Below are 22,459 nucleotides of genomic sequence, written 5' to 3'. Positions count from 1 at the left end.
CGATGATTAGAATCGCAAGAATCAAGACGAATATCTGATAAAAGAAAATCCTCCGAGCCCTTCTTCCAAGCCTGACGTCAGCCGAGATTCGATACGCCTCCTTAAAGGCATACTTCACTGGATTTAGCTCAACAAGCGGGGCTACGACTGCGATAAGCCAATGTTCCACCAGATCCGTCCTGTGGCACGTTATTCACTGAAAAACGAAACCCAAGCAGCCAACACAAGCAATGAACATCGACTGCTTTTTATCTGCGCCCCAGCCAATCGAAACAAAACAAAGTTATTTTTCCAGACACAAAGAACCAGATAAAACAAGAAGGCAAAGCCAACCACGAATAAGCCGCCGGCAATCCCCACAGTACAAACACTCCAGAGAAGAAAATTGACAAGAAAATTGTTGAAACAAATATTTTTTTTAACATATTAATACCCTCTATTCTGGAAAGAGGGGCGAAATACCAGCTCCTGAAACAAAGCACCTATCAGGCCCTTCCCTCTGCAAATAATCCGCCACCCCATCCTCATTGCAATCGAGCTCAGCGCACCCCATTTCTAACGGCTGCATGAGAGCGATGTATACGGAGACTCTGCCAGTGAGGCTTGAGGGGCGCGGCACCAACTGACCAAATTTGTTCACAGTGGTAGAGCCGAACGAAAGCTTTCCAACAATGTAACCGGAGACCAATTTCTCCCCCCAATGAATGGGCGTTGTTGGCGTCCTTAGAATGATGGGCCCATACCTAGGATTGAATCTTGCAATTGGATTTTCGTCCACTAAACCAAGCAGATCAGTTCTTACAACGGGATTTGCCCCGGCATATAAATATGTATTTACCCCTCCCCTCAGCCCAATCGGGTCAGACTGCGTATACCGCCCCAAACGTGCGTCGTAATAGCGATTGATGTTGTACCAGAGGTTGGTTTCTGCATCGTAGTACTGCCCCGGGAAGCCCAGGTTGAGTCCACCTATCGCGTCCAGGGTCACCCGTCGGTCGAAGGCGTGGTTGTCCGCGCGCCAGACCACGGCTCGCGCGCTGTTCGTCGCGAGTTCGGGGCGTCCAAGATGATCGGTATGCACGTGGTAGACCTGGGTGCCGCGCACCATCCCGACCAACTGGTCGCCAAACCACAGGTAGTTGGTCCAGACGCCGGTCCCGTCAGCCCGCTCGGCCAGCAACCGGCTGCCCGGTCCATACACGTATCGATGGCCACCCTGCCCGGGCGCGCGCTTGCGCACGCGTTCGTTGAAGGTGTTGTAGGCATAGGTTGCGGTACCGGCAGGCAGGCTGACGGTTGCGTGGTTGGGCTCGGCTGACCGGATGGGTCTGTTCCTGGACACGCTGGTCATCCGATTGAAGGCATCGTAGGCGTAGGTGGCCGTTGAACCTCCCCATGCGTGGCTTGCGCGGTTTCCCAGTCGGTCATGCGTATAGGCATGCGACGTCATCGCGCCAATCCGGTTGCTGCCGCGCTCGAGGGTCAGTGCCTCATCGAAACTCCAGACGTGCCGCAACTTGTTGCCATTGGGGTCGTAGGAGAAGCGCTGGTTGCCCGCCGGTGAATCTATCTCGGTGAGCCGTTCCACGCGGTCGTAGCGGAACCGCTGGCTCACACGGGGGTTGGCTGGATTGGCGATGCCCACAATGGCATCCGATACGTCGTAACTCATATCCAGTGCCTGCAGTGCACGGTTGCCATTCAGCGTGCGTATTCCGGTCAGGCGGCCATCGCCCGTCACCTGTCCCTGGTCATAGCCGAGTGTCCTTTTCAGGCCATTGCCATAATTCCATTCGGCCATCGGGCCAGGACCGCGATATCGCGCATCGGTGACGATGTGCTGCACTTTCCCGCCGATATTGAGCGTCATCGCCACCAGACGGCCACCCGAATAACCATATCCCACCGCCATGCCATTGGGATAAACCACGGCATCCAGTCGGCCCATGCGGTCATGACGGTAGCGTGTCCGGTCATCCGCGTCGAACCGGCCATTGGCGATCAATCGCTCGCGACGCGCGGTCACTTGGCCATCCACGGCATAGGAGAAATGAACACTGCTTTCGGGACTGTCTGCATTGCAGAGCCTGGCCTTGCCATGTGTGCACCAGTCATAACCGAACCGATGGATGCTCCCGCCTGCCGCTATCTGGCTGGTACGTCCGAGGGCGTCGTAACCGTAGGTCGTCACCGTACCGTCATTGCGGGTCATCCGGACACGTTGGCCGCTCGGGTTGTACTCGAACGTGCTGAGTCCGGTATCCGGGCTGCGCTGCGCCCACAACTGTCCCAGGCCGTCATGCACGTAGGTCGTCGCGTTCCGGTTGGGATCGACAATCCTGCTCAAGCGGCCGCCCCCGTCGTACTCGAAGCGCGTCCAGTGACCTGCCGCGTCTCGCACGGCGACGACCCGCCCCAGTACGTCATGTGCCAGCGTGGTGCTCCTCCCCAGCGCATCGGTCATGGTCCGCAGCTTGCCGTTGGCGTCGTAGGCATAGCGGACAATCTGCCCATTGTTGCCCCGACGGGCGCGAATCCGCCCCAGTTCGTCATAGTCCGTATGCTCGCGCGCCAGTAACAGCGTGGAAGGGACGGCGGGCCTCGACGGCGGCAATGGTTCCGGCAGTTCGGGGCCGCAATCCAGCCGTCGGGGCCGACAGACAATCGTGATTGCCCGACCTGTCCCCTGTCTGGGCGCGTTGTATTCAATCCCGACGTCGGTACGGACGATATTGCCGGCGGCGTCGTGGACGTGCAGGCGATACTCCCTGGCGTTTCGGCCCAGCGCCCGGTATTCGGGATTCGCGGTGGGCCGGGAAACCTTGATGAGGCGATCGGACGAATCGTACTGATACGTCGTGTCCGTTCCTTCCGGATCCAGCGTCCGGATGAGACGGCCTCGCTGATCGTACGTATGTTGGCTGATACGAATGATTCCGCCCGTGGTTTGCCTAACCGCAAGTACCCGCCCACGGGCGTCGTAGGTGTACTCGGTGACCTCTCCATTCACGCCGGTGATGCGGCCCGGCTTCCCCAACCCGTTGTGCGCTGCGTAGGTCGTCCGGTGTCCGAGGCTGTTGGCGATGCCGGTCAGGTTCCCGAATTGGTCGAACGTCCGCGTGATCGCATCACCCGCACCTGCCACGGGCCCGTCCTCCACCACCGTGTGCAACATGCGATTGGGGTGGAACGTATAGCCATATCGCGTGACCAGGGTCTGGCCGGCAATGCCATGCCTGGAGAGATTACGGACCGAGATCGACGCTATCAGGCCGTCCGGACGATACACGTAGTCGGTCTGGGATACTCCACTCACCACTACACGCGTGTTCCGGTTGTTGGCATCCCAGCTGTAGCGGGTCTCCTGTGCCAGTGGTGTTCCCGCACCGACGACCTTGCGGGTCAGGCGCCCTTTCTCGTCGTGGTCGTAGTCGGTGATTCCGTCCGCGGAATCGGTGACCAGATCGCGGTTCCCGTATTTGTCGTAGGTAATCTCGCGGTAGGTGCCAGGACAGTGCGCGGAAGGGTGTCCAGTGGCGGATAGCAGCTTGCCGTTCCTGAAGAGGTAAGTCGTCTTCTTGCCCAAGGGATTGGTCACCACCGACTTCAGTTGCCCTGCCCCTGGGAAGCTGTACGAGAACGTGTACTTTTCCGCACCATTGGCGTGCATCGAACTGGTGGCGCGGCTGTAGCTGTCATATGTGAAGTTCGCAAAGCGCTCGCCATTGACCGATTTTCCGGTAAGGCCCGTTCCCGGTTGTTCATAGTGATAGCCGATCACCGTGGCGGGCGTTCCGGGCAACGTCGCGGTGCTCAGGAGCTGGACCTGGGCGGCCTTTCGCTGATAGCCGTAGCGGTATACGTTTCCTGCCGGATCGATGACACTGGTCAGCAGTCCGTTGGACCAGCCGAATCGAACGACGCGGCCGGAGGTGTGTGTCGCGGTGGTCAGCAACCCGCCCACGTAGCCGAAGGTGATGCCGACACCACGCGAGTTCTTCTGGCTGGTGATCTGGCCGATGCTGTTGTACGTCTCGATGCTGTTGTCCGACGCGTGATAGATGTAGCCGCCGCGGCCGTCAGCGCGGATGTACGCGCTTGTTCCGGCCGCATGCCAACCTGCCATTGGCTTGTCGGCGTATGCAAAGCCAAGCATCGTGGCGTCGTTCCTGGACAGCGTGATCCGCTTGCCGTCGGCACTCCTGGACAACCGCAGATCAAAGTTGCTCACCCAGTTGTAGCCAAAAAGCCCCTTGTGGGTCCAATAGCGGTTGTAAGAGCGCTGCAGGTACAGCGGCACTTCTCCCGCCGTGGTGAAGTCATAGGCGAATTCGAGCAGGTTGCCATTGGAATAGTCGATCGGATCCCCCGCCAGGGTGACCGCTCCCTTGGCGGCTTCGTCGCAGGGGCCGGGAGACGCTTTTGCCTCGGCCTCGACAGGCTCTCCGGGCATCTGGGTTTCCGGGAGATCATCGCGCCTGTGGGGACCGGTTTGCCCACGGAACAGACTGTCGTAGATGTACCGATCGTAGATGGCTTCCCAGGCCGGAGGTCGTACTCCGCTTACGGAAATTGTTTCCAGGGTGTTGGGCGTGGGCGCCTCGGACTGGCAGCCGTTCGGTCCCTGCACGCCATTTGGACACCTGCTCCTGTCCGCCATCATGATGGCGCCCGCACCGGTCGACCACAGCGAGGCAAGCAGCAGCATCGACGCAATCCCCACACTTCGTATTGCACGCATTCCCTATCCCTCCATTGGACCTGCCGGGTGAGGCCATGCGCTTCCATGCGACAGGAGCCGGCTCGCAGGCAGGCACCGGGGGCGGGATACGAAAGGCCGAACAGACTTCGCTCGATCACCAGCAGCCCGACGATGGCGTCGCCAAGGGGCGTGAATGAATAGGATTCGTCTGAATCTGCCGCTTGCGGCGGAACGGGGCCCGGCTGTTCTTTCGCAACTTCCGCCATCCGCGGGTCAACCACGGAAAAGCGCGTACCCCTGTTCCCTTGGAAGCCCCGCCCCTCGACGCGTACTATCCGCATCTACTCGGCATGGAGTGACGGGATGATTCGGCGTGGTCTTTTGGCGGTGGTGTTCCTGGCGACGGCGTTGCTGGCCGCGTGCAGCGGCGGTCCGGTTCGGCGCGTGTCGGAACCGGCGGCCAGCATCCAGCAGTTGACGGTCAAGGCCAACGGCAGTTGGTCGGTGGACCTGCGCCTGCAGAACTACAGCAGCATCCCGATGCGTTTTGATCGGGTCAGCCTGGCGGTGGAAGTGGACGGTCACAACGCCGGCACCCTGGAAGCCAGCCCCGCGTTGTCGGTCGGGCCGGAGTCCGCGGACGTGGTCACGGTGCCATTCACGCCCAGTGCGGAAGCCAAGATGGTGCTGGCCGACGCGCTGGCTGGCCGGCGTTCGCTGCCCTACAGCCTGAAGGGCACGGCCAACGCCACGCCGGAGGAAGCCAAGCCGCGCGATTTCCAGATCACCGGCCGCAGCACCCTCAATCCGGTGCCCGGGCTGGACGGCGTCATGCGCTGATCCTCGCCTTCCGGTTTGCAGCAACGGCCCCGCATGGGGCCGTTGTCGTTTCCGGCTCCTCGGTCCCTGGCCGCGGCATGCTGCGGCGCGCCATCCGCCACCGCCATACGCCGTAGTATGCTGAAGGCTTCCGGCCCCCGGGCCGCCGTCCCGACATCCCCCATGAGTGCCTATCGCGCCCCCCTGAATGACATCCGCTTCGCCCTTTACGACGTGCTGGGCGCCGAAGCCCTGTTCGCCCGGCTCGGCTACGCCGACGCCACCCGCGACGTTCTGGACGCCGTGCTGGAGGAAGCTGCCCGCTTTTCGGAAACCGTGCTGGCGCCGCTGAACAGCGTCGGCGACGAGATCGGTTCGACCTACGACCAGGCCACCCAGACGGTGACCACGCCGCCTGGCTTCAAGGCTGCGTACGAGCAGTTCATCGAGGGCGGCTGGACCGGCCTGACCGCGTCGCCGGACTTCGGCGGCCAGGGCCTTCCGCACGTGATGGGCGTACCGCTCAACGAAATGGTCAATGCCGCCAACCTGGCCTGGGGCAATTTCCCGTTGCTGTCGCACGGCGCGGTCGAGGCACTCAAGCAGCATGGCGAATCCTGGCAGCAGGAGGTCTTCCTCAAGCCGCTGGTGGAAGGCCGCTGGACCGGCACCATGTGCCTGACTGAACCCCATTGCGGCACTGATCTGGGTCTGCTGAAGACCCGCGCTGAACCCAACGCCGACGGCAGTTACGCGATCACCGGTACCAAGATCTTCATCACCGCCGGCGAACACGATCTGACCGACAACATCGTGCACCTCGTGCTGGCCAAACTGCCCGACGCACCGGCGGGCGCGAAGGGCATCTCGCTGTTCGTGACGCCGAAGTTCAAGGTCGATCGCGACGGCAAGGTTGGCGAGCGCAATGCGCTGCATTGCGGATCCATCGAACACAAGATGGGCATCAAGGGTTCGGTTACCTGCGTGATGAACTTCGACGGTGCGCAGGGTTACCTGGTCGGCCAGCCGCACAAGGGCCTGCAGGCGATGTTCACCATGATGAACACCGCGCGCCTGGGCGTCGGCCTGCAGGGCATCGCACTGAGCGAGCGCGCCTACCAGAACGCGCTGCGCTACTCGCGCGAGCGGTTGCAGACGCGCGCACTGAGCGGCCCGAAGTTTCCCGACAAGCCGGCCGATCCGATCATCGTCCATCCCGATGTGCGCCGCATGCTGCTGACGGTGAAGTCGCTGGTGGAGGGCAGCCGGCTGCTTGCGCTGCACGCCGGCACGCTGATCGACGTCGCCAGCCATTCGCCGGATCCGGCAGAGCGCGAACGCGCCGACACGCTGGTGAGTTTCCTGACCCCGATTTCCAAGGCCTGCCAGACCGAGTGGGGCATCGAGAACACCTACCACGCACTGCAGTGCTTCGGCGGCCACGGCTATATCCACGAACACGGCATGGAACAACTGGCGCGCGATGCGCGCATCACCACGCTCTATGAAGGCACCACCGGCATCCAGGCGCTGGATCTGATGGGGCGCAAGACCGCGTCCACCCAGGCGGCCGGACTGAGGATTTTCCTGGCCGAGATCGAGGCGTTCCTGCGCGAGCACGAAGGCAACGCGGCCATCGCCGAATTCATCGCGCCGCTTCGCGAAAAGACCAGCGAATGGGCCGTGCTGACCCGCGACATCCTGCAGCGCGCCAGCCAGGATCCGGAAGAGATCGGCGCCGCCAGCCATGACTACCTGTTCTATTCCGGCTACGTCACCCTGGCTTACTGGTGGGCGCGCAGCGTGGCGACCGCGGAAGCGTCGTCCCAGTCCGAGGCGTTCAAGCAATCCAAGCGGGAAACGGCGCGGTTCTACTTCGCCCGCATCCTGCCGCGTACCCTCGCCCACGCCGCCGCGATCGGCTCCGGCGCCTCGCCGCTGATGGCGATGGCCGCGGAACGGTTCGGCGAATGAGACTCGACAGCGGCATTCCCACCCGGACCAAGGGTGGGAATGCCCGTGCATTCGCGGTGCCGGCGGCGGTTGCCGGTCGATAGCCACCGGCATTGCCAAAGCAGCGCTATCCAAATTGTCATCAATCAGGTATAACCTGATTCCCCATGGAAGCAGACACAGCTCAGCTTCACCTGGTCGACACCGGCAGCGCATCCGGCCCGGCGGTCATTGCTCCGCAATCCCCCTCCCGCTTCACTCCGCGCCTGCTGTCGCTCGACGCGCATGGCCGCGTGCTGGACTGGATCAACTGGCAGGACGCGACCTGCCTGTACGCGCGCGGCGCGGTGGCCTGGACGCTCGGCGAGCCCTGCCTGCGGGTGCATGGCGGCACCAGCCGCATGACCGGCGAACAGAGCGTCATCGAGCTGCACCCCATCGTCGCTTCCCGCGGGCATGCCCGTGCACACGCGCTCTCGCCCACGCCGACGCTGACCAATACCGCGTTGTTCGCGCGCGATGCCTATCTGTGCCTGTACTGCGGCCAGGATTTCAGCCGCCAGCATTTGACCCGCGATCACGTGCTGCCGCTGTCCAAGGGCGGACGCGACACCTGGGAGAACGTGGTCACCGCGTGCTTCCACTGCAACTCGCGCAAGAGCAACCGCACCCCGCAGCAGGCCCACATGCCGTTGCTGGCGGTGCCCTACCGGCCCAGCTGGATCGAGCACCTGATCCTGTCCAACCGCAACATCCTGGCCGACCAGATGGCCTTCCTGAAGGCCCACCTGCCCAAGAAGTCCAAGCTGTCGGCCTGAGCCCGGCCGTTCCGGCCTGCCCGGCCCCTTATGCCCGAAAGCACCCGAACGCCACGGCCGGCAAATGAACAGGTCGTGAGTTTCGCCCGCCCGGGCCGCGTCGCTTCGCCCCGGCTTCACCCGGTCGCTTGCCCCGCCTCACACAAGGGGGGGAAAATAGCGGGCCAGATGAAATCAAGCCCATGATCGATCCCGCCCGCTACCCCCGCCTTTCCCGCATCGAGACCCCCGCCGACCTGCGTCGGTTCGAGGAGTCCGAACTGCCGGCCATCGCCGAGGAGCTGCGCGGCTACCTGATCGAATCGGTCGGCAAGAGCGGCGGCCATTTCGGCGCCGGTCTGGGCGTGATCGAACTCACCGTCGCCCTGCACTATCTGTACGAGACCCCGGTCGACCGCCTGGTCTGGGACGTCGGCCACCAGTGCTATCCGCACAAGATCCTCACCGGCCGCCGCGACCAGATCCACACGGTCAAGCAGAAGGACGGCGTCGCGCCGTTCCCCAAGCGCGAGGAAAGCGAATACGACACGTTCGGGGTCGGCCACTCTTCCACCTCGATCTCCGCCGCCCTGGGCATGGCCGTCGCACTCGCGCAGAAGGGCGACGACCGCAAGGTGGTCGCCGTGATCGGCGATGGCGCGATGACCGCCGGCATGGCCTTCGAAGCGCTCAACCATGCCGGCGGCATGGAACCCGAACCGAACCTGCTGGTCATCCTCAACGACAACCAGATGTCGATTTCGGAGAACGTCGGCGGGCTGACCAAGATGCTGGGACGGCTGAGCAGCAGCCGCACCCTCAACGCGCTGCGCGAGGGTGGCAAGAAACTGCTGGGCGACAAGAAGAAGCCGCCGGCGCGCTTCATGCGCCGCTGGGAGGAGCACTGGAAGGGCATGTTCGTGCCATCCACCCTGTTCGAACAGATGGGCTTCCATTACACCGGCCCGATTGACGGCCACGACGTGGAAGCGCTGGTCGGCGCGCTGAAGACGCTCAAGACCCTGAAGGGACCGCAGCTGCTGCACATCCTGACCACCAAGGGCAAGGGCTACGAGTTGGCCGAGGGCGATCAGATCGGATATCACGCGGTCGGCCCGTTCGATCCGGAAAAGGGCCTGGTCAGCAAGAGCGGCGCCAAGAAGCCGACCTATACCGACATCTTCGGCGACTGGCTTTGCGACATGGCCGCGGCCGAACCCAGGCTGCTGGGCATCACGCCCGCGATGCGCGAAGGCTCGGGACTGGTGCGTTTCAGCAAGGAATACCCCGAGCGCTATTTCGACGTCGCCATCGCCGAGCAGCACGCGGTGACGCTCGCCGCCGGCATGGCCTGCGAAGGCGGCAAGCCGGTGGTGGCGATCTACTCCACCTTCCTGCAGCGCGGCTACGACCAGCTGGTGCATGACGTGGCGATCCAGGATCTCGATGTCCTGTTCGCCATCGATCGCGGCGGCGTGGTCGGCCCGGATGGCGCCACCCATGCCGGCAACCTGGACCTGAGCTATCTGCGCTGCGTGCCGAACATGGTGGTGATGGCGCCGGCGGACGAGAACGAATGCCGACGCATGCTCAGCACCGGCTATCACCACGCCGGCCCGGCCGCGGTTCGCTATCCGCGGGGCACCGGCCCCGGCGTGGCCGTGCAGACGGATCTGGACACCCTGCCGATCGGCAAGGCCGAACTGCGCACGCGCGGCAATCGCGTGGCGCTGCTGGCGTTCGGATCCACGGTCGCCGCCGCCGAGCAGGTCGGTCGCGAACTGGGCCTGACCGTGGTCAACATGCGCTTCGTCAAACCACTGGATCGCGCACTGGTGCTGGAGCTTGTTGCCAGCCACCAGGGCTTCGTCACCGTGGAGGACAACGTGGTGATGGGCGGTGCGGGTTCCGGCGTGGCCGAACTGCTTAATGCCGAAGGCATCGCCCTGCCTGTCCTGCACCTCGGCCTGCCCGACGAATTCCAGCATCACGCCAGCCGCGAGGATCTGCTGGCCGAAGCGGGCATCGACGCGGCAAGCATCCGCGCCTCCGTGCTGCGCCGCTGGCCGCAACTGGCGGCCAGCGCGCCGCTCAGCGCGGCAGGCTGATCCCGGCCAGGAATCGAGACACCCGCGCGTCGGGACGCGGTTCAAGGAACCCGGCCATCAACCCGGGTTCGTGATGCCCCGATAAGGCACGCTTGCCGGGTTCCCCGGACTAGTGATCGTCCCATCCCCAATAAAGCGGGTAGTGCTCGATACGGCCAAGCCGGGCAACCACGGCCTGTACATCGGCTCGCGCAACCAGCGCTTTCCACTGCGCATGGGACTCGACGTCACCAGGCATGGGGTCATGCTCTTTCAGTTCCTGTATCGACAGCAGGGTTTCGGCGCGGGTATCGAGCGCCTCCAGCTGCGCGATGAGTTCGACAGCCGCCTCGTCCAGCCGCCCCGTGCTCACGAGGCCGTCCAGCAGGAGGTCTTCTCCGTCCGCGCGATGCTTGCGCAGATAGCCGAGTGTCCGCTCGATTCCACGCGTGTCCCGCTTGAGCGTCGCGGCACACAGTTGCACGGACGCCTGCACCATCTTTCCGTAGCCACTCATCTCCCCCACCGGGGCAATCGCGGCAAGCGCGTCATCCGGCCTGCCCAGCGAGCAGTACAGTCCCCCCAGGTTGAGAACCTGGTTGACGTTGGTCTGCCCGCGGTCCGGCGTACGCGCGGCCTCGGCCAATTCGGCGACGGCCTCGTCCCAGCGTCCGAGCGCGCGCAACGCGGTACTGCGTCGGTTCTGCACCCACAGGTACTGGTCGACATCGTCGAATGGCGGCGCATCGACGGGCGCCTCCTTCAGGCGCGCCTTGACCTCACCGCTGAGACGGACCACTTCGTCCCATTGGCCGACGACCAGCAACGCCCCCATCAACTCGCTGAGCGGCTCCAGCCGGCGAGGCTGTTCGGTTGCCAGGCGCCGGAGCCGTTCAACGCGCCGTTGCGCGGCCTGCTCCGGAGACGGCAGACCTTCCAGTTCCGACATCACGCCATCGAAGCGGCGGTCGATGCGCAGCTTGATCAGCGCCATCGCGCCATCGATGCGTTCAATCGGCCCACGTGCCTGCGTTGGTTCTCCGCGCCGCAGGTATTCCTCGGCCAGCTTGAACCAGGTATCACTGGCCCCCAACCCGCGCTGATCCCAGCCAGCCTCATAAAGAGCCTGCAATAGTCCGAACTTCGCATCGGATCCCGCCGTCGAGGCCCGAAGGATCTCGGGCACGATTTCCTCGGGGAAATCGGCCAGTTCACCGGGACTTTCCGCCAATGCCCGGCTCAGATGGAGCGCCGCCTGATCATTCTGTCCATCCTCGATTTCCAGCATCGACAGCATGTACCACGCATAGCCGGTGGGCTTGATCTGGATGCTGCGCAGGAACAATGAGCGCGAGCGCTCGCCTTCGTCCTCGAACGCGGCGGCGGCCGCGGCCATGATCAGCAGGCCGTGGCGCTGCGCGTCGGGCAACGCGTCAAAACGCCTGTCGGCAAGAATGGGCTTGAGTTCCCGGTTCAGGCGGCGGGATTCTGAAAGCTGGAACCGCCCTGCAACGTCCTGGATGCGTTGTTGATAGGGATCATTGACCGTGTGTTGGGCCGGCGAAGCCTTTCGCGTGCTTTCCCAAGCACCGACGGCACCCGTCATCGACAGGCACAGGATCGTGGTGAGTGCCATTCCGGCAAGGCGCATGCGGTCATCCCCAGGACCGTGGACGGACGTCCATTAAACGGGAACCAGATGCGGGTAGCCAGTGCCGAAGCACCGGGTGGCCATTTCGATGGCTATTCCGGTGCCTCGACCTGGTATCCCTGCGCCCGCAACTTCGCCAGTGGCCCATCGCTTCTGAGCAACTCGGCGATCGGCAAGGTCGCGAAAGTGGAAGCGTTGGTCCGCAGCGCATTTTCCGCAGCCTCCAGCCATTGGTCCTGCAGTGCAGCGGCGACATTGGCGACGCCGCGCTTGCGGGCGAACTCGGTTTCGGTCAGAACCTGCGCGCAAGTGCGGTTCTGATCGCCATAGGGCAAGGCGCGAAGCGCGGGAATGTCACCGACCGCCCAGGCATTGGCGCGGGCAGTCATCAAGGGCAGATCGTTTTCCACGCGATCCAGGGTCACCCTGAAGCAGGCGCTGTCGTCCAGTTGGGTACCCGCAAACTCCTTCAATGCCTGCCTGGGCTGTTCGACCTTGAAGCTGAGCAATGGCGTGGTGACTTTCAGGCCGTGTCGCTTGATGGCCTTGTCCACCACCGGACTGACGATGCCGGACTCGGCCAGTCCCGCCCGCTTGAGCGCGGCTTCGTAGAGCTCCCGTGCCGCAAAGATCGGGCGCCATTTCTCCACGCCCTTGTCCCGCCCCAGGTAGCGCGCCTTCTGGATCAACCAGCGCGCGTGGAGGTCCGGGGGCAATACATCCCGCAAGGTCCGATCGTCGGGATTGCGCCGGGCCTTGAGCATGGAAGGAATGAGCAGTGCACCGCGAATGATGCCGATGTCGGCATCCACCTTGACCCGTGGTGGCTTGATGGCTTCCTGCGACGAGGCAATGACCTGTTCCACATCGCGCGACTGCCAGATCATCTGCTTGGGCAACGGGGATTGCGTGCCCAGGATGTACAGCACGTGTCCGTCACGGCTGACCCGCCACAGGCCCGGGCCCGGCTGCGCGCCGCTGACCACGACGGTGTCCATGTCGATGACCGGCCCCGCGGCCGGGGTTTCGGTGTCCTTGATGACCGGCCGTTGCGGTTGCTGGGCCAAGGCACCCCACGACCAGCAGGAAACCAGAATCAAGCCTGTGCAAATCGACAATCGCATTCCCTGCACTCACGGAAAGGCGCCAGATGCGCCGGGCGGCGATTCAGACCACGCGACCAACCGCCGGTTCCCGTGACTCAGGCGACCTTGCCGCCGGCCTCGCGCAGGTGCCGTGCGGTTTCGCTGTCGTGCTCCAGCAGCTGGAAACCCTTCCAGACGAAGCCCGGCGACACCGAGCAATCCATCAGGCTGTAGTCGCCCAGGCTGCGCGCGCTCTGCCAGATGCCGGCCTTCACCACCTGGACCTGCTGTCCGCCGCGCGCGGACGTGTCGAGCTGGGCACGGCTGAGGGTGCGGTTTTCCGGGTCGAACATCGACAGCTCCAGCGGGCTGCCTTCGGACCAGTCCCAGATCTCGGTGGCGTCCACCCGGTGCCAGCGGCTGGTGACGCCGGCGACCAGCAGGTACTTGATGGCGGTGAGCGTCGGCCGCTCGATGCCATTGACCTCGGTGCGTTTGGTCGATTCGAAGATGCGACGGTAGTACCCGCCCTCCGGGTGGGGAGCCAGGTCCAGCGACTGGATCAACTCTTCGGCGCGCGGGTGCATGAAGGAATACTAAACATGAGCATGGGGTTCCCCGCAAGGTGGCCCGCAACAGGCCGGCACGAAAAAGCCCGCGCTCGGCGGGCTTTTTCGTCTCTTGCGAGTTGGTCGGGGTAGCCGGATTCGAACCGACGACCACCAGTCCCCCAGACTGGTGCGCTACCAGGCTGCGCTATACCCCGAATCCTGGAAAACGTCCGCCTTGCGGCGGTCGCTGATTATAGCGGCAACGCGCCCGGCTTTCCTAGGCGCGTCCGCGGAAGGGCTCAGCGGCGAAGCAGCTGCAGGATTTCTTCCAGCTCCATCCGCACCTGGCGGACGATCTGGTTGCTGAGCGCCGATTCCTGCTTGGCGCCTTCGCCTTCCAGCCGCAGGCGCGCGCCGCCGATGGTGTAGCCCTGTTCGTACAGCAGGCTGCGGATCTGGCGCACCATCAGCACGTCGTGGCGCTGGTAGTAGCGACGGTTGCCTCGGCGCTTGGCGGGTTCGAGACTGGGGAATTCCGTTTCCCAGTAGCGCAGCACGTGCGGTTTGACGTCGCACAGTTCACTGACCTCACCGATGGTGAAGTAGCGCTTCGCCGGAATCGGCGGTAGCTCGCGATTACTGCCCGGATCCAGCATAGGCTTCCACACGCTCCTTGAGTTTCTGCCCCGGCCGGAACGTCACCACGGTCCGCGCCGAAATGGGAATCTCTTCCCCGGTCTTGGGGTTGCGGCCCGGCCGCTGGTTCTTGCGGCGCAGGTCGAAGTTGCCGAAACCGGACAGCTTGACCTGCCGCCCCTGCTCCAGCGCATCGCGCAGCACGTCGAAATAGGCGTCCACGAACTCCTTGGCCTCGCGCTTGTTGAGACCCACCTCGTCGAACAGCCGTTCGGCCATCTCGGCCTTGGTCAGCGCCATTTCTGCCTGTCCCCTATTTCTATTCCCAGTCCTGCCATTGCCTTCACGCCGTTCATCCGCGGATCTTCGCTCCATGGGCCGCCTCGATGGCGGCCACGACGCCTGCGACCACGGTTTCCACGTCGCGGTCGGTCAGAGTGCGTGAGTTGTCCTGCAAAATCAAGCCCATAGCGAGACTCTTTTGACCGGATTCGACGCCCTGCCCGACATAGCGGTCGAACAGCTGGACGTCCCGCAACAGCGGGCCCGCGGCCTCTCGCGCGGTCTGGCGCAGGGCATCCCAGGGCACCTGATCCGCGACGACGAACGCGAGATCCCGGCGGACGGACGGGAACCTGGACAGCTCCGATGCGCGCGCGACCGCGCGTTCAGCCAGCAGCGCGAGATCCACTTCGAAGGCCACCACGTCCGCATCCAGGTCCAGCTGTCGCTGCAGGCGCGGATGCAGCTGGCCGATCCAGCCCACGGGCCGCCCGTCGCGGTAGATGTCCGCCGAGCGTCCCGGGTGACCGAACGGCCGGGTGGACGGCCGATATTCCAGCACCGCGCCAGCCGTGGCCGCCAGGCTTTCCAGATCACCCTTGAGGTCGTGGAAGTCGACCTTGCGCGCGGGCTTTTCGCCCCACTGTTCGGCGCGTGCGTCGCCGCAGGCCGCGGCGGCGATGCGCAGGGTTTCCAACGGCGCCTTGTCTTCGCCGGAGGCGCTGAAGACGTTGCCCAGCTCGAACAGGCGCACGCGCCCGGCCTGGCGCGCCACGTTGCGGCCGAGGGCGGCCACCAGGCCCGGCAGCAACTGCGTCCGCATCACGCCCAGTTCGGCGCTGAGGGGATTGGCCAGCGGCACGGCCCCGTCGGAAACCTGCCAATGCGCCAACCACGATGCATCGACGAAGGCATAGTTGATCGTTTCCAGATATTCGCGCGCGGCCAGCTGGCGGCGCACGGTCGACGGTTCGACCCGGGTTTCGGTCTGCACGGCTACGCGCGTGGCGCCGCCGGGCAGCGTGGTCGGGATGCGCTCGTAGCCATGGATGCGCGCCAGTTCCTCGATCAGGTCCTCCTCGAGCGCGATATCAAAGCGACGGCTCGGCGGTACCACCCGCCAGCCTTCGCCATCGCGCGAGACCTGCATGCCCAGCGCCTGCAGGATGCGTTCGATCTCGACATCGGCGATTTCGATGCCCAGCACGCGCGCGACGCGCGCGCGGCGCAGGCCGATGGCCTTCGGCGCCGACAGGTGTTCCGGCAGCACGGTCTCGGTCACCGGCCCTGGCACGCCGCCGGCGACGGCCAGGATCAGCCGGGTCGCGTATTCCACGGCGATGCGCGGCAGTTCCGGATCGACGCCCCGCTCGAAACGGTGGCCAGCGTCGGTGTGCATGCCCAGTCGGCGGCTGCGGCCGATGATGGCGGACGGAATCCAGTGCGCCGCCTCCAGGAACACGTTGCGGGTGGCATCGGTGACGCGGGTGTCGTATCCACCCATGATGCCGCCAAGCGCCACGGCCCGCGCGGCCTTGCCGCCCTGGCTGTCGGAAACGACCAGGAACTCTTCGTCCACCGTCACGGTGCGGCCATCGAGCAACTTGATCTGTTCTCCCGCACGCGCCGGCCGCACGACGACCGTGCCGTCCAGCAGATCCTGATCGAAGGCGTGCATGGGCTGGCCCAGCTCCAGCATCACGTACTGGGTGACATCCACCAGCAGGCTGATCGGACGCACACCGGCACGGCGCAGGCGCTCGGCCATCCAGACCGGCGTGGGCGCGGTGGCGTCGACACCGGATATCACCCGGCCAGCGAAACGCGGCACCCGCTCGCCGGCTTCAAGTTCGACCACCCGCGCCGCGTCGTCCCGGGCGGGAACGGGATCGGCATCCAGCGGCTTGACCTGGCTGCCGACCGCGGCGGCCACGTCGTAGGCGATGCCGCGAACGCTGAAGCAATCCGCGCGATTGGGCGTCAACTTGATTTCGATGCTGGCGTCCGGCAGGCCCAGATAATCGCCGATGGGCGTACCGACGGGCGCGTCATCCGGCAGTTCCAGCAGGCCGGAAGCATCGGCGTCGATACCCAGTTCCTTGGCCGAGCAGAGCATGCCGTTGGATTCGACGCCACGCAGTTTGGCGGCCTTGATGGCGATGCCGGCGAGGTTGGCGCCGATCATGGCCAGCGGAGCGACCAGTCCCGGGCGCGCATTCGGCGCACCGCACACGATCTGCAGGAGCGCGCCCTGCCCGGCGTCCACCTGGCAGATCTGCAGGCGATCCGCCTCCGGATGCCGCGCGCATTCGACGATGCGAGCCACCACGACGCCGGCCAGGCCGTCGCCCAGCGCCGTCACTTCCTCGACCTCCAGTCCGATCGCGGTCAGCACCGCCGACAGTTCGTCGCGGGTGGCCTGGGTGGGAACATGGCTGCGCAGCCAGTTTTCGCTGAATTTCATCGTGTCACCGTAGGGTGGGCCTTGGCCCACCGTTGCCATCTGTCCATTGTCGTCGACGTGTGCCGAAGCATCGCCGCATCATCGCTTCCACACCGGCGGGCCGAGGCCCTCCCTACGCAAACTGCCGCAGGAACCTGACGTCATTGTCGAAGAACGCGCGCAGGTCGTTGACGCCGTATCGCAGCATCGCGAAACGCTCCACGCCCATGCCGAAGGCAAAGCCGGTATAGCGCTCGGGATCGATGCCGCAGTTGCGCAGCACGTTCGGATGCACCATGCCGCAGCCCAGCACTTCCAGCCAGCGGACACTGCCGTCGGGCTGCTGCCAGGCGATGTCGACCTCCGCGCCCGGTTCCACGAACGGGAAGTAGCTCGGACGGAAGCGCATCTGGAAATCGCGCTCGAAGAATGCACGCACGAATTCGGCCAGGGTGCCCTTCAGATCGGCGAAGGTCGAATGCTCGTCCACCAGCAGGCCTTCCACCTGGTGGAACATCGGCGAGTGGGTCTGGTCGCTGTCGCTGCGGTAGACCTTGCCGGCGGCGATCATGCGCAGCGGCGGCTGGTGGCCTGCTTTCAGCAGGTTGTCCATGTAGCGGACCTGCACGCCCGAGGTATGGGTGCGCAACAGGCGACCGTCACCGAAATAGAAGGTGTCGTGCATGGCGCGCGCCGGGTGGTGCGGCGGGAAGTTGAGCGCCTCGAAGTTGTGCCAGTCGTCCTCGATCTCCGGACCGTCAGCCAGCTCATAGCCCAGCCGCCCGAAGATCTCGGCGATGCGTTCCAGCGTCCGGCTGATCGGATGCAGGCCACCGCGGAAACCATTGCGGCCCGGCAGGCTGACGTCGATGGTTTCGCTGGACAGGCGTGCATCCAGTACCGCGTCTTCCAGTACCGTCCTGCGGGCCGCCAGGGCATCGCCGATGGCGTCGCGGACGCGGTTGATGGCTTCACCGGCGCTCTTGCGCTGTTCGGCCGGCAGGGTGCCCAGTTGCTTGAGTTGCGCGGTGACGCTGCCGCTCTTGCCCAGCAGCGCGACACGCAGGTGTTCCAGCGCGTCCGGTGTCTGCGCGGCGGCGATGTCGGCCAGCGCCTGGGTGGACAGGGATTCGATGTCGCTCATGGATCGTCCAGATGAGGTTCGGCTTGTCCGTGGCCCGGAATCGAATCCGGGACCACAAAAAACAATGGGGAAGGACTCGCGCCCTTCCCCACGTGTTCGGCGGTGAACTGCCGGTACTGCGTTTACGGTGGAGATCGCAGCTTAGGCTGCGAGTGCGCCCTTCGCCTTTTCAGCCAGGGCCGCAAAACCCGTCGCATCGTGCACGGCGATGTCCGCCAGCACCTTGCGGTCCAGGGTGATGCCAGCCTTCTGCAGGCCGTTCATGAAGCGGCTGTAGCTCAGGCCGTTGATGCGGGCCGCCGCGTTGATGCGGGTGATCCACAGCGAACGGAAGTTGCGCTTCTTCTGCTTGCGGCCGATGTAGGCGTACTGCTGCGCCTTGATGACCGCCTGCTTGGCGACGCGGAAAACCTTGCGACGGGCGTTGTAGTAGCCCTTGGCCAGGTGGAGAACTTTCTTGTGCCGGCGACGCGCCGTCACGCCACGCTTAACTCGTGCCATGGTTCAGTCCTCAGAGGTAGGGAAGCATGCGGTCCAGACGGCTGCTGTCCTCGGCGCGAACAATGTTCGTCGCACGCAGGCCGCGCTTACGCTTGGTCGCTTTCTTGGTGAGGATGTGGCTGCGGTTGGCGTGGCCAGCCTTGTACTTGCCGGAGGCGGTCTTGCGGAAACGCTTGGCCGCCGCCCGGTGGGTCTTGATCTTGGGCATTGCGATGTCCTTGATGGGTTTATGTCACTGACCTGGGCGGCGGCACTTCGTGCCACGCTTTCCATCCATGCCCCAGTCGGCTTGTAAGCCATTGATTCCAAATGGAATAAACAGCGGGTCCTGGGCTGCGAGCAGCCAATCCCGGAGAACCGGGCCGCACATTATGCCGGGACTTGGTTTCCCTTGCAAATCAGCGGGTTCGGCCGCGCCCCGGCGTACAGGAACTCGCCGCCCGGCGACCGGTCCAAGCCGGCCTCGTCCCATGGAGCGGCAAGCTTGCAGACCGTATCCCGAACGCCGGGGCCGCGCGCCCGGGCCTGGCTGAAGAAGGAAGCCCTGCCCGTGCTGGCCATGCTCGGCCTGCTCCTTGCCGCCCGCGACACCCTGGCCAACCACTACCGCGTACCCAGCGGGTCGATGCAGCCGACCCTGCAACCGGGCGACCGGGTGGTGGTGGACATGCGCGCCTATGGCCTGCGCCTGCCGTTCACCTCGCACACCCTGCTGGCCGCGGGTACCCCGCAGCGCGGCGACGTGGCCGTGTTCGACTCCCCGGCGGACGGCACGCGCCTGATCAAGCGCGTGGCGGCGGTGGCCGGTGACCGCGTGGACCTGCGGGACGGCCATCTGAGCATCAACGGCCGCCCGCTGCGGCTCGACGGCGCCATGCCCCGCGAGGATTTCGGCACCCGCGCCGCCCGCCTCGATCTCGATCTTGGCGGCGGCCCCGACATCCACGGCATGGTGGTGCCGGCCGGCAAGCTGCTGGTACTTGGCGATCACCGCGGCAACAGTCTCGATGGCCGCTTCTTCGGCTTCGTCGACGCCGACAAGGTCTATGGCCGCGCGGTGGCGGTGTATTACCGCCGCGATGACGGGTTCGGCTGGCAGCGGCTGTAAGCAACGCGCCTCCGCCGCACTCCCGTCACGAAAACGAGAAGAGCGCCTCGCGGCGCTCTTTTCCCCTTCTTCCCGGAGGGGAGAAGGGAACAACGACATGGCCTTCGCGCCCATGGCGCGGAAGGTCACTTCTTCTTGGGAGCGATCATCATCACCATCTGCCGGCCTTCCAGGCGCGGACGCGATTCGATGACGATCTCGTCGCCCAGTTCGGCCTCGATGCGTGCGGCCATTTCGCGACCCAGTTCCTGATGGCTCATCTCACGGCCACGGAAGCGGATGTTGACCTTCACCTTGTCGCCTTCTTCCAGGAAGCGGCGGATGTTGCGCATCTTGATCTGGTAGTCGCCTTCGTCGGTGACCGGCCGGAACTTGAGTTCCTTGATCTCGACCTGCTTCTGCTTCTTCTTGGCCTCGTTCGCCTTCTTCTGCTGCTCGAACTTGAACTTGCCGAAGTCCATGATCTTGCAGACCGGCGGTTCGGCGTTGGGCTGGATCTCGACCAGATCCAGGCCTTCGTCCTCGGCCATCGACAATGCCTCGTCGCGCGTGAGCACGCCGATCATTTCGCCATCGGAACCGATCACGCGCACGCGCGGCACGCGGATTTCGTGGTTCTTGCGGTTTTGCTTGTTGTCAGGGGTGCTGATGTTGCGGTCTCCAGAGAGAATCATGCCGGCCCCAACCGGGGCCGGACCCTTTACGCGCCCTCGCTGCGCAGGCGCTCGGCGAAGTCGGCCACGGACATTGTGCCCAAATCCTCACCTGAACGCGTGCGAACGGCAACGGCGCCATTTTCCTTCTCGCGGTCTCCGACCACGAGCAGGTACGGGACCCGCTGCAGCGTGTGCTCGCGGATCTTAAAGCCGATTTTTTCGTTCCGCAAATCGGCCGTCACCCGGAAGCCTTGATTTGCAAGGGTTTTCCGGACCTCGTCCACATAATCGGCCTGGGCGTCGGTAATGTTCATTACGACGGCCTGCTGGGGGGCCAGCCAGGCCGGGAAGGCCCCGGCATGGTGCTCGATCAGGATGCCGATGAAGCGCTCCATGGACCCCACGATGGCGCGGTGCAGCATGACCGGATGGCGGCGCTGGCTGTTCTCGTCCACGTACTCGGCGCCCAGCCGGCCCGGCATCATGAAATCCACCTGCATCGTGCCCAGCTGCCAGGTCCGTCCGATGGCGTCCTTCAGGTGGTACTCGATCTTGGGGCCATAGAAGGCGCCCTCGCCGGGCAGTTCCTTCCACTCCACCCCGCAATTGCGCAGGGCCGCCCGCAAGGCGTCCTCGGCCTTGTCCCAGGTGGCGTCGTCGCCCAGGCGCTTCTCCGGCCGCAGGGCGATCTTGATCTGGATCTCGTCGAAGCCGAAATGCCGGTAGACCGCCAGCGCCTGCTGGTGGAAGGCGGTCACTTCGGACTCGATCTGCTCTTCCGTGCAGAAGACGTGGCCATCGTCCTGGGTGAAGCCGCGCACGCGCAGGATGCCGTGCAGGGCGCCGGATGGCTCGTTGCGGTGGCAGGAGCCGAACTCGCCATAGCGGATCGGCAGGTCGCGGTAGCTGTGCAGGCCCTGGTTGAACACCTGGACATGGCCCGGGCAGTTCATCGGCTTGACCGCGTACGTGCGCTTCTCCGACTCGGTGAAGAACATGTTTTCCTGGTAGTTGTCCCAGTGGCCGGACTTCTGCCACAGCGACACGTCCAGGATCTGCGGGCAGCGCACTTCGCCGTAGCCGCTGTCGCGGTAGACCTTGCGCATGTACTGCTCGACCACCTGCCAGATGGCCCAGCCCTTCGGGTGCCAGAACACCAGGCCGGGCGCCTCTTCCTGCAGGTGGAACAGGTTCTGCTGCTTGCCGATGCGGCGGTGATCGCGCTTCTCGGCTTCCTCCATCCGGGTGATGTAGGCGTCGAGCTGCTTCTTGTCGGCCCAGGCCGTGCCGTAGATACGCTGCAGCTGCTCGTTCTTGGCGTCGCCGCGCCAGTAGGCGCCGGAGATGCGGGTGAGCTTGAACGCCTTCAGGAAGCGCGTGTTGGGCACGTGCGGGCCGCGGCACATGTCCACGTACTCCTGGTGGTAGTACAGGCCCATCGCCTTCTCTTCCGGCATGTCGTCGATCAGGCGCAGCTTGTAGTCCTCGCCGCGGGACTTGAAGACCTGGATGACGTCCTCGCGCGGCGTCATCTTCTTGATGACGTCGTAGTCCTGCGCGATCAGCTCCTGCATGCGCTGCTCGATCGCGGCCATGTCCTCCGGCGTGAACGGGCGCTCGCTGTAGATGTCGTAGTAGAAACCCTCGGCGATGACCGGGCCGATGACCATCTTCACTTCCGGATACAGCTGCTTGACCGCGTGGCCGACCAGGTGCGCGCAGGAGTGGCGGATGATTTCCAGGCCCTCCTCGTCCTTGGGCGTGATGATGCGCAGGCTGGCATCGTGATCGATGACGTCGCTGGCATCGACCAGGCGGCCGTCGACCGCGCCGGCCAGGGTGGCCTTGGCCAGGCCCGCGCCGATGGACTGGGCCACCTGCATGACGGAAACGGGTTGTTCGAACTGGCGGCTGCTGCCGTCGGGAAGCGTGATCGTGATCATTGGAAGGCCGGGATTCGGGAATGGGGAATCGGGATTCGCAGAAGCGAGCGGGAACTGATACAGCGAATCCCCAATCTCGATTCCCGAATCCCGTGGCCGTT

17 protein-coding genes and 1 tRNA gene are annotated in these 22,459 nt (G+C 64.6%); 5 read left to right on the top strand and 13 right to left on the bottom strand.

Annotated features, from left to right (window positions below; all coding sequences use genetic code 11):
- Positions 1-436 precede the first annotated feature (436 nt).
- Positions 437-4,708: an RHS repeat-associated core domain-containing protein gene (locus IB228_RS02515; protein WP_192197487.1), complete on the bottom strand. Its 4,272-nt coding sequence runs from the start codon at positions 4,706-4,708 to the stop codon at positions 437-439.
- Between the two features lie 357 nt (positions 4,709-5,065).
- On the opposite strand from IB228_RS02515, the gene IB228_RS02510 reads away from it, so the two are divergent.
- From IB228_RS02510 to dxs, 4 genes are all read left to right on the top strand, one after another.
- Positions 5,066-5,542, top strand: a complete 477-nt coding sequence (locus tag IB228_RS02510) for an LEA type 2 family protein (RefSeq protein ID WP_192197486.1) — start codon at positions 5,066-5,068, stop codon at positions 5,540-5,542.
- A gap of 162 nt (positions 5,543-5,704) precedes the next feature.
- The gene (locus IB228_RS02505; protein ID WP_192197485.1) at positions 5,705-7,495 is read left to right on the top strand and encodes an acyl-CoA dehydrogenase C-terminal domain-containing protein; all 1,791 of its coding nucleotides are present in this window, start codon (positions 5,705-5,707) and stop codon (positions 7,493-7,495) included.
- Positions 7,496-7,641: 146 nt separating this feature from the next.
- On the top strand, positions 7,642-8,292 hold the full coding sequence (locus IB228_RS02500; RefSeq protein WP_141453650.1) for an HNH endonuclease: 651 nt from the start codon (positions 7,642-7,644) through the stop codon (positions 8,290-8,292).
- A gap of 182 nt (positions 8,293-8,474) precedes the next feature.
- The gene (gene dxs / locus IB228_RS02495; protein WP_192197484.1) at positions 8,475-10,379 is read left to right on the top strand and encodes a 1-deoxy-D-xylulose-5-phosphate synthase; all 1,905 of its coding nucleotides are present in this window, start codon (positions 8,475-8,477) and stop codon (positions 10,377-10,379) included.
- 109 nt (positions 10,380-10,488) lie between these two features.
- Here the strand turns inward: dxs and IB228_RS02490 are convergent, their stop codons facing one another.
- The 10 genes from IB228_RS02490 to rpmI form a co-directional block, all read right to left on the bottom strand.
- Positions 10,489-12,009 (bottom strand): hypothetical protein, encoded by a 1,521-nt coding sequence (locus IB228_RS02490; protein WP_192197483.1) that lies wholly within the window; start codon positions 12,007-12,009, stop codon positions 10,489-10,491.
- A gap of 92 nt (positions 12,010-12,101) precedes the next feature.
- Positions 12,102-13,109 (bottom strand): TraB/GumN family protein, encoded by a 1,008-nt coding sequence (locus IB228_RS02485; RefSeq protein ID WP_225562202.1) that lies wholly within the window; start codon positions 13,107-13,109, stop codon positions 12,102-12,104.
- Positions 13,110-13,210: 101 nt separating this feature from the next.
- Positions 13,211-13,681: a cupin domain-containing protein gene (locus IB228_RS02480; RefSeq protein ID WP_141453654.1), complete on the bottom strand. Its 471-nt coding sequence runs from the start codon at positions 13,679-13,681 to the stop codon at positions 13,211-13,213.
- Positions 13,682-13,783: 102 nt separating this feature from the next.
- Positions 13,784-13,860, bottom strand: a tRNA-Pro gene (locus IB228_RS02475).
- Between the two features lie 84 nt (positions 13,861-13,944).
- Complete coding sequence (locus tag IB228_RS02470) at positions 13,945-14,301, bottom strand: MerR family transcriptional regulator (protein WP_079723142.1); 357 nt, start codon at positions 14,299-14,301, stop codon at positions 13,945-13,947.
- Entirely contained in the window at positions 14,282-14,581 is a 300-nt protein-coding gene (locus IB228_RS02465; RefSeq protein WP_097121753.1) for an integration host factor subunit alpha, read from the bottom strand. Before IB228_RS02465 ends, IB228_RS02470 begins: the two co-directional genes overlap by 20 nt.
- A gap of 52 nt (positions 14,582-14,633) precedes the next feature.
- The gene (gene pheT, locus IB228_RS02460; protein WP_192197481.1) at positions 14,634-17,027 is read right to left on the bottom strand and encodes a phenylalanine--tRNA ligase subunit beta; all 2,394 of its coding nucleotides are present in this window, start codon (positions 17,025-17,027) and stop codon (positions 14,634-14,636) included.
- Between the two features lie 112 nt (positions 17,028-17,139).
- Positions 17,140-18,150, bottom strand: coding sequence for a phenylalanine--tRNA ligase subunit alpha (gene pheS / locus IB228_RS02455; protein ID WP_192197480.1), 1,011 nt, complete (start codon positions 18,148-18,150; stop codon positions 17,140-17,142).
- 141 nt (positions 18,151-18,291) lie between these two features.
- Complete coding sequence (gene rplT, locus IB228_RS02450; RefSeq protein ID WP_183643442.1) at positions 18,292-18,651, bottom strand: 50S ribosomal protein L20; 360 nt, start codon at positions 18,649-18,651, stop codon at positions 18,292-18,294.
- Positions 18,652-18,661: 10 nt separating this feature from the next.
- Positions 18,662-18,859 carry a 50S ribosomal protein L35 gene (gene rpmI, locus IB228_RS02445; protein ID WP_141453658.1) on the bottom strand — a complete coding sequence of 66 codons (198 nt, stop codon included), beginning with the start codon at positions 18,857-18,859 and terminating at the stop codon, positions 18,662-18,664.
- 276 nt (positions 18,860-19,135) lie between these two features.
- On the opposite strand from rpmI, the gene lepB reads away from it, so the two are divergent.
- Complete coding sequence (gene lepB, locus IB228_RS02440; RefSeq protein WP_225562201.1) at positions 19,136-19,759, top strand: signal peptidase I; 624 nt, start codon at positions 19,136-19,138, stop codon at positions 19,757-19,759.
- A 125-nt stretch (positions 19,760-19,884) separates the two neighbouring features.
- Here the strand turns inward: lepB and infC are convergent, their stop codons facing one another.
- Positions 19,885-20,433 (bottom strand): translation initiation factor IF-3, encoded by a 549-nt coding sequence (gene infC, locus IB228_RS02435; RefSeq protein ID WP_183643448.1) that lies wholly within the window; start codon positions 20,431-20,433, stop codon positions 19,885-19,887.
- A gap of 26 nt (positions 20,434-20,459) precedes the next feature.
- The gene (thrS, locus tag IB228_RS02430; RefSeq protein ID WP_192197479.1) at positions 20,460-22,358 is read right to left on the bottom strand and encodes a threonine--tRNA ligase; all 1,899 of its coding nucleotides are present in this window, start codon (positions 22,356-22,358) and stop codon (positions 20,460-20,462) included.
- Positions 22,359-22,459: the final 101 nt, after the last annotated feature.

The organism is Pseudoxanthomonas sp. PXM04 (assembly GCF_014851695.1).
Taxonomy (GTDB): domain Bacteria; phylum Pseudomonadota; class Gammaproteobacteria; order Xanthomonadales; family Xanthomonadaceae; genus Pseudoxanthomonas_A; species Pseudoxanthomonas_A beigongshangi.
Note: the sequence above shows the minus strand (reverse complement) of the source record. Positions and strands in the feature narration are given on the sequence as shown.